Annotated in this window: 13 protein-coding genes and 1 tRNA gene; 10 read left to right on the top strand and 4 right to left on the bottom strand. The window is 68.1% G+C overall.

Annotated elements, in window-relative coordinates; translation table 11 throughout:
- The 8 genes from WBL05_RS14030 to pyk form a co-directional block, all read left to right on the top strand.
- A partial coding sequence (locus WBL05_RS14030) for a polyphenol oxidase family protein (protein WP_424226806.1) occupies positions 1–388 on the top strand: 388 nt, incomplete at its 5' end.
- 107 nt (positions 389–495) lie between these two features.
- A complete protein-coding gene (locus WBL05_RS14025) occupies positions 496–1,002 on the top strand; it encodes a cell division protein SepF (RefSeq protein ID WP_424226808.1) in 507 nt (168 codons plus the stop codon).
- A 7-nt stretch (positions 1,003–1,009) separates the two neighbouring features.
- Positions 1,010–1,300 (top strand): YggT family protein, encoded by a 291-nt coding sequence (locus WBL05_RS14020; protein WP_424226805.1) that lies wholly within the window; start codon positions 1,010–1,012, stop codon positions 1,298–1,300.
- 155 nt (positions 1,301–1,455) lie between these two features.
- Positions 1,456–2,616 (top strand): DivIVA domain-containing protein, encoded by a 1,161-nt coding sequence (locus tag WBL05_RS14015; protein WP_424226803.1) that lies wholly within the window; start codon positions 1,456–1,458, stop codon positions 2,614–2,616.
- A gap of 143 nt (positions 2,617–2,759) precedes the next feature.
- A complete protein-coding gene (locus tag WBL05_RS14010) occupies positions 2,760–3,191 on the top strand; it encodes a TraR/DksA family transcriptional regulator (RefSeq protein WP_424226802.1) in 432 nt (143 codons plus the stop codon).
- Between the two features lie 14 nt (positions 3,192–3,205).
- Positions 3,206–3,712, top strand: coding sequence for a signal peptidase II (locus WBL05_RS14005; protein ID WP_424226801.1), 507 nt, complete (start codon positions 3,206–3,208; stop codon positions 3,710–3,712).
- On the top strand, positions 3,712–4,635 hold the full coding sequence (locus WBL05_RS14000; protein ID WP_424226800.1) for an RluA family pseudouridine synthase: 924 nt from the start codon (positions 3,712–3,714) through the stop codon (positions 4,633–4,635). Before WBL05_RS14005 ends, WBL05_RS14000 begins: the two co-directional genes overlap by 1 nt.
- Before the next feature lie 56 nt (positions 4,636–4,691).
- The gene (gene pyk / locus WBL05_RS13995) at positions 4,692–6,137 is read left to right on the top strand and encodes a pyruvate kinase (protein ID WP_424226798.1); all 1,446 of its coding nucleotides are present in this window, start codon (positions 4,692–4,694) and stop codon (positions 6,135–6,137) included.
- Positions 6,138–6,225: 88 nt separating this feature from the next.
- Here pyk and WBL05_RS13990 read toward each other — a convergent pair whose 3' ends face one another.
- Entirely contained in the window at positions 6,226–6,699 is a 474-nt protein-coding gene (locus tag WBL05_RS13990) for a hypothetical protein (protein WP_424226797.1), read from the bottom strand.
- A 248-nt stretch (positions 6,700–6,947) separates the two neighbouring features.
- Positions 6,948–7,030, bottom strand: a tRNA-Leu gene (locus WBL05_RS13985).
- Positions 7,031–7,226: 196 nt separating this feature from the next.
- Between WBL05_RS13985 and WBL05_RS13980 the strand changes: the two genes are divergently transcribed.
- Complete coding sequence (locus tag WBL05_RS13980; protein ID WP_424226795.1) at positions 7,227–7,844, top strand: ANTAR domain-containing response regulator; 618 nt, start codon at positions 7,227–7,229, stop codon at positions 7,842–7,844.
- Here WBL05_RS13980 and WBL05_RS13975 read toward each other — a convergent pair.
- Positions 7,841–8,257 (bottom strand): PaaI family thioesterase, encoded by a 417-nt coding sequence (locus WBL05_RS13975; protein ID WP_424226794.1) that lies wholly within the window; start codon positions 8,255–8,257, stop codon positions 7,841–7,843. The genes WBL05_RS13980 and WBL05_RS13975 overlap by 4 nt on opposite strands.
- On the opposite strand from WBL05_RS13975, the gene polA reads away from it, so the two are divergent.
- On the top strand, positions 8,256–11,018 hold the full coding sequence (gene polA / locus WBL05_RS13970; RefSeq protein ID WP_424226793.1) for a DNA polymerase I: 2,763 nt from the start codon (positions 8,256–8,258) through the stop codon (positions 11,016–11,018). The genes WBL05_RS13975 and polA overlap by 2 nt on opposite strands.
- A gap of 39 nt (positions 11,019–11,057) precedes the next feature.
- On the opposite strand, the gene WBL05_RS13965 is transcribed toward polA, so the two are convergent.
- A partial coding sequence (locus WBL05_RS13965; protein WP_424226792.1) for a class F sortase occupies positions 11,058–11,527 on the bottom strand: 470 nt, incomplete at its 5' end.

Here is an 11,527-nt window from a genome sequence, read left to right as displayed (position 1 = left end):
CCGCTCCGCCGGCGTCATCGCCGCCGCCCACGCCGGTCGGGTGGGCCTGCTGGGCGGCGTCCTGGCCCGCACCGTCGAGGCGATGCAGCAGGCCGGGGCCCGCGAACTGCAGGCCTGGATCGGCCCGCACATCTGCGCGCGGTGTTACGAGGTGCCCCAGCAGATGGCTGCCCAGGCAGCCCAAGTCCTCCCGGCGACCCGTGCGACGACCAGCTGGGGGACGCCTGCCATCGACCTGGCCGCCGGAGCGACGGCCCAACTCACCGGACTGCGGGTCACGGTGACCAGGTGCGATCCGTGCACCCTGACCGCCCCGGAGCTGTTCTCGCACCGCGGCGACGGCCCCCACACCGGACGGCAGGTCGGGCTGATCTGGTTGACCGATTGAGCCCGTCCGGGGGCGTGTCGCACGGCGATCTGCTCGGCCATCGTCAAGATGGGCGATAGGCTCAATCGTGATTCGGGGATGAGCTTGCGAAGGCGGAAGGGTTCATGATGGGGCAGATGATCCGTAAGGCGGCTGCTTGGATCGGCCTGATCAGCGACGAGAACGAGACCAGGTACGGCGACGACGTTGAGCAGTTCAGCGAACCCATCTACCGTCCCAACAGCGGTGAGGAGACGTCGGTCGTGACCCCGATCAATCGGCGGCACAACGACACCGATCGTCCCCGTAGCAGCGAGGAGCGCAGCCAAATGCGTGAACCCGAACCGATCGGCGCCGACATGAGCCGGATCATCACCGTCCATCCGCGCACCTACAACGAGGCCCGCACGATCGGTGAGCACTTCCGCGACGGTGTCCCGGTGATCATGAACCTGTCCGACATGGACGACTCCGACGCCAAGCGCCTGGTCGACTTCGCTGCCGGTCTGATCTTTGGCCTGCGTGGCACCATAGAACGAGTGACGAGCAAGGTCTTCCTGCTCTCGCCCCACAACGTCAAGGTGACCGCCGAGGACAAGGAACGGATCAAGGGCGGTTTCTACAACCAGAGCTGAGGAGCCCATGCAGACTGTCGGATGGTTGTTGTTCCTGCTGTTGCAGGTCTACATCTGGCTACTAATCGCCCGCATGATCATCAGCTGGATCCCGATCTTCGCCCCGCAGTGGCGTCCCAAGGGCCTGCTCGCCTCGCTGTTCGAGGTCATCTACACCCTTACCGATCCGCCGATCAAGGCGTTGCGCAAGGTCATCCCGCCGCTCAACCTGGGCGGGGTAAGTCTCGACCTCGCCTTCATAGCTGTTTTCATCCTGATCTACATCCTGCAGCGCGTAGTGATCGAAGTTTTCTACTGATTTCAGCTGGACGCGGCCACGTTTGTGTGCGCGTGAATCGTCCGCCGAGGCGTCTTGGAGTAGCCTGAACGCGTTGAAAGTGCGTTGCCGCGTACTTCATCAAGGTCGGTCGAGCGGCCGACCTGCCAGACGAGCCTGCTGATGTGGAGTGAGAGATGACTCTGTCCCTCGATGAGGTCCGAAACATCCGTTTCCCGATGGCGCGCAAGCCCAACGAGGACGGCTACCGGGCCAGCTCAGTCGACAACTTCATGGACAAGCTGGAGATCAGCTACGCCCAGATCCTGTCCGAACTGGAGCAGTTGCGCGCAGGCGCCGGTGGTTCCGGGGAGTCGAGCGGTGAAGCCGACTCGCTGCGCGGCGAACTGGAGGGCACTCGCACAGAGATCGGTCGTCTCACTGAGGAGCTGACCGCCCTTCGCGCGTCCCACTCGCAGCTGGAGGCCGCGAACGGCCAGCTCCGCGGCGAGAACCAGCGGCTGACCAACGAGATCCAGCAGTTGCGCGGTCAGCTCGATGAGTTGCGCACCAGCAGCGACCTGTCCCAGACCGGCGGCGAGCAGCTCAAGGCGGAGAACGAGAACCTGCTCCGCGAGCTGGATGAGGTTCGCGGCCAGCTCAGCCAGGCCCAGCAGGCGCTCGCCGCCGCCGAGGCATCGGCCGAAGCAACCCAGCCCGGCCAGCGGGCGGCCCAGATGGGTGTGGTGACCGGTGATGTCCGCACAATCCAGGTCACCACCAGCGCCGAGGCCAGCCCGGCCGTCATCCGGCTGGTCGAACTCGCCACCGAGCAGGCCGAGACCCTGCTCCGGGACGCCGAGGTCGAGTCGCAGCGCACGCTGGACGAGGCGACCGGTCAGGCCGAGCGGATGACCGCCGAGGCCCGGGCGAGGGCCGAGCAGCTCGACCACGAGTCCCGGACCCGCGCCGAGCAACTGGACAACGATTCCCGAGGCCGCGCCGAGCAGCTCGAACGTGAGACCCGGCAGCAGGCCGAGCGGATGCTCAGCGAGGCCCGCGGGCGGGCCGACCGGCTCGACACCGAGGTGCGGGAGCGGCGCGGTGAGCTGTTCGCAGCCCTTGAGGCCGACCGGGACGCGTTGGTCGACCGGGTCAACCAGCTGCGCGACTACGAGGAGAACTACCGGCGCACCTTCAACGGGTTCCTGCAGTCCCAGATCGACCAGCTCAACCAGGCGCAGATCGCGCCCGACCGGCGTCCCAACGTCGACGCAATGTACGGGATGGGTCGCCCGCAGGTCTCGACGCCAAGGCTGGACGCCCTGGTCGACGAGAGCCGGCAGGGACTGGACTGAATTACCGTTCCGGAGCGTCCCCGCACTAAGGTGTGGGGACGCTTTCGCGTCCAGTCAGGGTGCTCGTTGATTCGGGTTCGTCGGAAACGGCTGGACGACAGCGGTGTACACTTCCCCGCAACACGAAGTCAATTGGGAGAACCATGGCTACCAGCAAGACCGCCCCTAGCGCTGAACAAGTGCCGACGCTCCCCGTCCTGGAGGGTGAGGATCCCTGGACCCCCGAGGAGGTCGCCGAGGTTCGCGACGAACTCACCTCCGAACGCGACCGGCTGCGCGTCGCGGTGGAGCACGCCAACGCCGAGCTGACCGAACTGATGAACGAGGGCAGCGACGGCGCCGGGCGTGACCCTGCCGACGTCGGTTCATCCAACTTTGAACGTGATCAGGAACTGTCCCTGCTGAACAACCAGAAGGCCATGCTCGAGCAGATCGAGCAGGCACTGAAGATGCTGGATCAGGGCACCTACGGCTACTGCGAGAACTGCGGCAAGCCGATCGGCAAGCTCCGCCTGGAGGCCTTCCCGCGGGCCACCATGTGCGTGGCCTGCAAGCAGCGTCAGGAGCGTCGATAACCGCCCCCGCGTCGGTGCGGGTCGTCTCCGGCGCCACCAGCGTCAGCCCTTCGCGCCTGGGCAAGCGCGTCCTGATCGGCGTGCTCGCGCCGCTGCTGTACTCCGCCGACCAGGTGACCAAGTACCTGGCCGAGTCGAACCTGGTGGTTGGCGAGCCGGTGCCGGTGGTACCCGGCCTGCTGTACTGGTCGCTGCACTACAACCCGGGCGCGGCGTTCAGCATGGGCACCCAGTTCACCGTTGCATTGTCGGTCCTCGCCCTGGTGGTGCTGGTCGGACTGGTCACGGTCGTGGTGCCGCGGGTCAACCACTGGTTGGCGGCGGTCGGAACCGGCTGGCTGGTCGCCGGGGTGGCCGGCAACCTGACCGACCGGCTACTGCGCGAGCCGGGCCCATTCCAGGGACACGTGGTCGACTTCGTCGCGGTGCGCGGCTTCGCCATCTTCAACGTGGCCGACATGTGCATCACCGGGGCGGCGATCCTGCTGGTCGTCTGGTCGATCAGGTCGGAGCGGATGTAGTGGCGCTGCTGTTCGTGCCGGACGGGCTGGACGGTGAACGCCTCGACGTGGCGGCCTCCCGGATGACCGGTCTCACCCGCTCCCGGGTCGCCGACATCATCGCCGCCGGCGGCGTCCAGCTGGCCGGCGATCCGGTGACGCGCAGTTCGACCCGGGTGAGCGCGGGCGACCTGCTGGAGGTGGACACCAGTGAGCCGGTCCGCCAGCCCAGTGCCCGCCCCCAACTCGCCGACGGCCTGCAGATCGTCTTCGAGGACGCCGACCTTGTCGTGGTCGACAAGCCGGCCGGGGTGGCGGCGCACCCCTCGCTGGGCTGGGAGGGACCCAACGTGGTGTCCCACCTGGCAGCCGCGGGGGTGCAGGTGGCCACCTCGGGCGCCGCCGAACGGCAGGGCATCGTGCAGCGCCTCGACGTCGGCACGTCCGGGTTGATGGTGGTGGCGAAGAGCGAGTACGCCTACAGCGTGTTGAAGCAGGCTTTCCGGGACCGCGCCGTTGACAAGACCTACCTGGCGCTGAGCCAGGGTCACCCCGACCCGTTCGAGGGCACCATCGACGCGCCGATCGCCCGCCACCCCGGCCACGACTGGAAGTTCGCGGTGATCGCCGGTGGCCGCCCCTCGATCACCCACTACCGGACGGTCGAGTTGCTGCGGGCAGCGGCGCTGCTGGAGGTGAACCTGGAGACCGGCCGCACCCACCAGATCAGGGTGCACCTTGCAGCGATCGGACACCCGTGCGTGGGCGACCCGCTGTACGGGGGCGACCCGGTGCTGGCCGATCGTCTCGGGCTGGTCCGGCAATGGCTGCACGCCACCCGGCTGGGCCTGCAGCACCCGGTCAGCGGTGAGTACCTCACCTTCTCCTCCGAACCCTCCGACGACCTCGCGGCGGCCCTGCAGATCCTGCGCGCGCAACCCTGACCAGACCATCCCACCGCGCTGGCGGCATCGGCGGCGGTTTCAGCTAGGATAGGCGGGTGCGTAGAGCCAAGATCGTGTGCACGCTCGGGCCGGCCACGTCGACCCAGGAGCGGATGGAAGAACTGATCAGGGCAGGGCTGGATGTCGCGCGGTTCAACATGAGCCACGGCGACCATTCCGAGCACAGGAAGCGGCTGGACGAGACCAGGGCAGCCTCCGCCGCGGTGGGCAGGACGATCGGCCTGCTGGCCGACCTGCAGGGTCCGAAGATCCGGTTGGGCAACTTCGCCGAGGGCAAGGTCAACCTCACCTACGGCCAGACCTTCACCATCACCACCGACGACGTAGCTGGGGACGCCAACCGGGCGTCCACCACCTTCAAGGGGTTGCCGGCCGACGTCCAACCGGGGGACACCATCCTGATCGACGACGGCCGCATCGCACTGGAGGCGGTCGAGGTGAACGAGACCGACGTCATCACCAGGGTCACGGTGGCCGGCCCGGTCAGCAACCACAAGGGCATCAACCTGCCCGGCGTCGCGGTCAACGTGCCCGCCCTGAGCGAGAAGGACGAGCACGACCTGCGCTGGGCGCTGCGCAACAACTTCGACATGATCGCGCTGTCGTTCGTCCGGCGCGCCGATGATGTCAACCGGGTGCACCAGATCATGGCCGAGGAAGGTGTTCAGCTGCCGGTGATCGCCAAGATCGAGAAGCCGCAGGCAGTCGAGAACCTGGACGAGATCATCGACGCCTTCGACGGTTTCATGGTGGCCCGCGGTGACCTGGGTGTCGAGCTGCCGCTGGAGGACGTCCCGCAGGTGCAGCGCCGGATCATCCGCAAGGCCCGCAAGTGGGCCAAGCCGGTGATCGTGGCGACCCAGATGCTCGATTCGATGATCAGTTCCCCGCGTCCCACGCGTGCCGAGACCTCGGACGTCGCCAACGCCATCCTGGACGGCACGGATGCGGTGATGCTCTCGGGGGAGACGTCGGTGGGCGCCTACCCGGTCGAGACCGTCCAGACCATGTCCAGGATCGTGGAGACGACCGAGCGGCACGGCATCAAGGAGATCAGCAAGATCAAGTGGGATCCGCACACCACCGGCGGGGTGATCGCCATGGCGGCCGCCCAGGCGGCCCGCCAACTGGACGCCCGCTACATGGTGGCGTTCAGCCAGTCCGGTGACACCGCGCGGCGGATGTCGCGGCTGCGCAGCGAGATCCCGCTGCTCGTGTTCACCCCCGAGCGGCGCACCGCGCACTGGCTGACGTTGTGCTGGGGCGCCCAGGTCATCACGACCCCGTCGTACAACCGCAACGAGGACATGGTCACCGCGGTGAACCAGATCCTGCTGGAGCGCGGCATGATCGAGGTCGGGGAGCGGGTGGTGATCGTGTCCGGCTCACCGATGGGGGTGGCCGGCCGGACGAACACGTTGCGCGTCCATCGGATCAAGCCGATCGAATGGGCCGAGGAGAAGACCGCCGACCAGCCCTAGTGGCCGATCAGGCCAGCGTCCGGGTCGCGGCAGCGGCGCCCGGCTCGGACGCCTTGGGTGACTGGTTCGCAGCTGCTGCCGACAGACGTCAGCCGGTGTGCTGGACCACCGGCTGCCACAGTTGCGCCACGCCGGCCCCCAGCACGAAGTCGTATCCGCAGTCGGCACAGGTGGCCAGCAGCAACTCCGCCCGATCGGCCCGGCATTGCGGGCAGCAACGGATCTGGCGCGGGGATCCCGGCCGGGTGCTGGCGCTGGTGTCCGGTTGCGCCAGCAGCAGGTTGAGCAGTTCCTTCTCGGACGCGACGACCTCCAAGCGCTTGTGCTGCTCGCCCGGCGTGACGATCTTGAGATCGATCCGGTCTGACAGGCTGACCAGCGCTGAGAACTTGTCGGGGTCGAGTGGTTCAGCGCTGCTGCGGATCAGTTCGACGAGGTCGAGCATCCCGAGGACGCGACTCAGCGGCACCGTGGCCTCGGTGTCGTCGTCCCGGAAGACCATCATGGGCTCCTCGGTGGCAGGGTGCGGCACCGGTTGGCCGGGGTAAGTGCTCGTGATCATCTTGTGGTGGCCTTTGTGTCGACCTTTTCGGACCGTGCGGTGCGGTGGCCTCTGCATTGAGGTCCGCCGGGTGAGCGTCCACCCATGCCACGGTTGCCTTCTGAACGTAAAGCAATGGTAGGCGTCGGCGGGCGCGGCGGCGTACCCTGAGCCGAAGGATTGTCCGAGAGGACCAGCCGGGTATGCCCCGGGTAGCACCCGGGAGGGGTGTCCGGGCATCCGGATGCGGCTCCAGTTGGTCGCGGGAGTGCCCGGGAGGGGAGTCGAACCCCTACAGCCTTGCGGCCAGACGGGTTTGAGCCGTCCGCGTATACCATTCCGCCACCCGGGCATGACAGCCGGTCCATTGTGCCACATCGCCCGGCGCTGTCCGGCACCGGAGCACCCCGGGGTCGGACGGATACATTGTTGCACTGCCGAGGCGACGTGGCGGCGGCGTGGTGCGGTAAGCTCCATCAGTGGTGGTCCGTTGGGCCCGACAAGACACAGGCGTCCGGGTGCCGGATATGCGGATTGAAGGAATGGCAGTGAGTGATAAGGCGAAGTCAGCGGCGAACCAGGCGCCGCGGGTCCTGGTTGCAGAGGACGAGGCGCTGATCCGTTTCGACCTGGTCGAGTTGCTCAACGACGAGGGCTACGAGGTCGTCGGGCAGGCCGGTGACGGCGAGGCAGCCGTCGAGATGGCCCGCGAGCTGGAGCCCGACCTGGTGGTGATGGACGTCAAGATGCCGAAGATGGACGGTATCGCCGCGGCCGAGATCATCGCGTCCGAACGCATCGCGCCAGTGGTCATGCTTACCGCCTTCAGCCAGCGCGACCTGGTCGAGCAGGCTCGCGAGGCCGGTGCGATGGCCTACGTGGTGAAGCCGTTCGACGCCTCCGACGTGGTGCCGGCGATCGAGATCGCGATGGCCCGCTACGCCGAGATCCGGGCCCTGGACGACGAGATCGAAGACCTGGAGGAGCGGCTCGCGTCCCGCAAGATCATCGACCAGGCCAAGGGCATCCTGCAGGAGAGCCTGGGCCTGACCGAGCCGGAGGCGTTCCGGTGGATCCAGAAGACCGCGATGGACCTGCGCAAGTCGATGCGCGACGTGGCCGAGGGCGTCATCGAGCACGCCAGGGCCGGCCGCAAGTCGCGTTAGCCCAGACCTGCGCGCTGGTCGAGGATGCGGCAGCTCAGGCGTCCTGACGCCAGTAGTGCGGCGTCGTCGTCCCGCAACTCGATCGAGTAGACCGCGCTGGTGCGCCCCAGGTGCAGCGCCGTCGCCTCGCCGTGCACCCAGCCCTGCCTGGCGGTGCGCAGGTGGCTGACGTTCAACTCGGTGCCGACAGCCTGCCGGCCGGGTCCGCTGTGCGCGTTGGCGGCCAGTGAGCCAAGGGTCTCCATGATGGTGGCGGTGGCGCCGCCGTGCCACAGCCCGAAGGGCTGGGTGTTGCCGGCCACTGGTGCGCGTCCAGTGGCCCGGTTCGCGGTCACCGAGATAACCTCCAGGCCGAGCTTGGCGTCGAGGGGGCCGACCCACAGGTCTGGGCTGGGGTACTGCTGGGCAGTCATGCGGCTACTGTGGCACACCCGCCTGGGCGTGTCGGTGCGGGCGGCTACAGTCGGGCAGGTGACCGAACCCACGTCCAGCACACAGCCCAAGGTGATGCTCATCGATGGCCACTCGATGGCATACCGGGCGTTCTACGCGCTCCCGGTCGAGAACTTCTCGACCGCGTCCGGCCAGCACACCAACGCGGTCTACGGGTTCACCTCAATGCTGATCAACGTGCTGCGCGACGAGCAGCCGACCCACGTGGTGGTCGCCTTCGACCTGTCCCGGGCCACCTTCCGCAACGAGCAGTACCCCGAGTACAAGGCCAACCGGTCCAAGAGTCCCGACGAGTTCGCCGGTCAGGTCAGCCTGATCCACGAGGTGCTGGATGCGCTGAACATCACCCACGTCAGCCTTGAGGGTTACGAGGCCGACGACATCATCGCCACCCTCACCGACCAGGCCGACCAGCGCGATTGGCGCAGCGTCATCGTCACCGGCGACCGGGACGCCTTCCAGCTGATCGACCAGAACACCACCGTGCTCTACCCGATCCGGGGGGTCAGCGAGCTGTCCCGGATGACGCCGGAGGCGGTCGAGACCAGGTACGGCATCGGGCCGGAGCGCTACTCCGAACTGGCCGCGCTGGTGGGCGAGAGCAGCGACAACCTGCCCGGCGTACCGGGTGTGGGCGTCAAGACCGCTGCCAAGTGGATCACCAGCTACGGCGGGTTGGAGAACCTGCTGGCTCGCGCCGACCAGGTGCGTGGCAAGGTCGGCGAGTCATTGCGCGCGCACCTCGACGACGTCCGCCGCAATCGCCAGTTGAACCAGTTGGTCCGCGGCCTGGAGTTGCCGGTCGGCCTGGACGACCTGGCGCAGCGCAGCTACAACCGGGACGCCGTCCACCGGCTGTTCGACGCGCTGGAGTTCCGCGTGCTGCGGGAACGCCTGCTGGAGACCTTCCCGATCGACGACACGCCGGTCGAGCAGGGTTTCGACCTGGCCGGCCGGCGATTGGGGCCCGGCGAGCTGGCGCAGTGGCTGGCCGAGCACGCAACCGGCGAACTCACCGGAATCGACGCGTCCGGTCAGTGGGGTGCGGGGCGCGGCGAGCTGACCGCGCTGGCGCTGGCCAGCGCTGACGGCGCGGCCTGCTGGTTCGAGGTCGCCGAGCTCAGCGTCGACGACGAGCAGGCGTTGGCGGCCTGGCTGGCCGACGCCGGCGTGGGCAAGGCGATGCACGCGGCGAAGGGTCCGACCCTGGCTGCCTGGCAGCATGGCTGGCGCCCCGCGGGGCTGGTCTGCGACACCGAGCTGGCGGCTTACCTGCTGCGTCCCGACCAGCGCAGCTACGATCTGGCCGACCTGTCGATCCGGCACCTCAAGCGCGAACTGCGGGTCAGCTCGACCGGCGAGGATCCCGATACCCAGCTGATGCTCGACTTCGGTGACGAGTCGCTTGACGAGCAGGCCGAGGCGGCGATGGTGCGCGGCCGGGCGGTGATCGACCTGGCGCAGGTGCTCACCGCAGAGCTCGAGACCCTCGGGCAGCGGCGGCTGCTCGACGAGGTCGAGATGCCGCTGCAACGCATCCTGGCGCGGATGGAGTGCGACGGAATCGCGCTCGACACCGGCCTGCTGGACGGGCTCTACGACGAGTTCGACACCCGGGTGCGCACCGCCGAGCAGGCGGCCTGGGATTCGGTCGGCAAGCAGGTCAACCTCGGCTCACCGAAGCAACTGCAGGCGGTGCTGTTCGACCAGCTCGACCTGCCCCGCACCAAGCGCATCAAGTCCGGTTACACCACCGACGCCGAGGCGCTGGAGGGCCTGTTCGCCCGCACCGAGCACCCGTTCCTCGCCCACCTGCTCGCCCACCGCGACGCGATCAAGCTCCGGCAGGCGGTGGAGGGTTTGCAGAAGGCGGTGCAGGACGACGGTCGGGTGCACACCACCTACCTGCAGACGATCGCCGCCACCGGACGGCTCAGCTCGGCCGACCCGAACCTGCAGAACATCCCCATCCGCACCGACGAGGGACGCCGGGTGCGAGCCGCCTTCATCGTCGGTTCCGGCTACGAGGCACTCTTGAGCGCCGACTACTCGCAGATCGAGATGCGGGTGATGGCCGACGCGTCGGGCGACGACGACCTGATCGAGGCCTTCCGCAGCGGGGTCGACTTCCACACCGTCACCGCGGCCAAGGTCTTCGACGTCGCCCCCGACCAGGTGACGCTCGCCCAGCGGGCCAGCGTCAAGCAGATGAACTACGGCCTGGCCTACGGCCTGTCCGCCTACGGGCTGTCCACCCGACTCGGGGTATCGGTTGGCGAGGCCAAGGCGCTGATGGACGACTACTTCGACACCTTCGGCGGGGTGCGCGACTACCTCAACGAGGTCGTCGCCCAGGCCCGCCGCACGGGCTACACCGAGACCATCCTGGGACGCCGCCGCTACCTGCCCGACCTCACCTCGTCGAACCGGCAGCGCCGGGAGATGGCCGAACGGATGGCGCTGAACGCCCCCATTCAGGGTTCGGCAGCCGACATCATCAAGATCGCCATGATCAGGCTGGACGACGCCCTGGCCGGAGCGGGTTTGCGGTCCCGCATCCTGCTGCAGATCCACGACGAACTGGTGCTCGAGGTCGCCCCGGGTGAGCGCGACGAGGTCACCGAACTGGTCCGCGTGCAGATGGCCGGGGCGGCCGACCTGAAGGTTCCGCTGGACGTGTCGGTCGGCTACGGGCCGAACTGGCTGGCTGCCGCGCACTGACCATCGGGTGCCTGCAGGCAGCTCCGGGACGCCGGGGCGTCAGGAGGGCTGGTCGGCGGTGCCGGCGTTCCCGGTGATCAGGTCGCCGTAGTGGATGACTCGGCCCAGCGCTTCGCCGTTGAGGGCGTAGTCGGAGCAGACCACCAGACCGATCTGCGGGCTGCCGAGGTAGTCGTGGAGGATGTCGGAGTCCGGGTCGTAGTCGGACACCAGCACCCGGTGGCTGCCCGAGTACCGGTAGCAGGCGGTGGCACCGTCGGCGCCGGAGATCACCACGACGTCCCCGGTCTGCAGCAGACCGTTGTTCAGTTGGTTGCCGAGCGCGCCGCCGAACCTGAAGGTGTGTCCGGACAGCACGGCCCGGCCGGCGTCGGCACCCACCTGCGGGCCTTGGTTGAACCAGGCGACGGTGTAGCCCTCGTTGTCGGGCGGGACGCCGGGGGTGCCGTCGGCGGCCGCGCCGACGGTGATCATGGGCATGCTCAGACCGTGGCCGACCAGCGTGATCC

The sequence above is a fragment of the Brooklawnia sp. genome (assembly GCF_049651565.1).
Taxonomy (GTDB): Bacteria; Actinomycetota; Actinomycetes; order Propionibacteriales; family Propionibacteriaceae; genus Brooklawnia.
The sequence above is the reverse complement of the archived record's forward strand: the minus strand, read 5'-3'. Positions and strand labels throughout refer to the sequence as shown.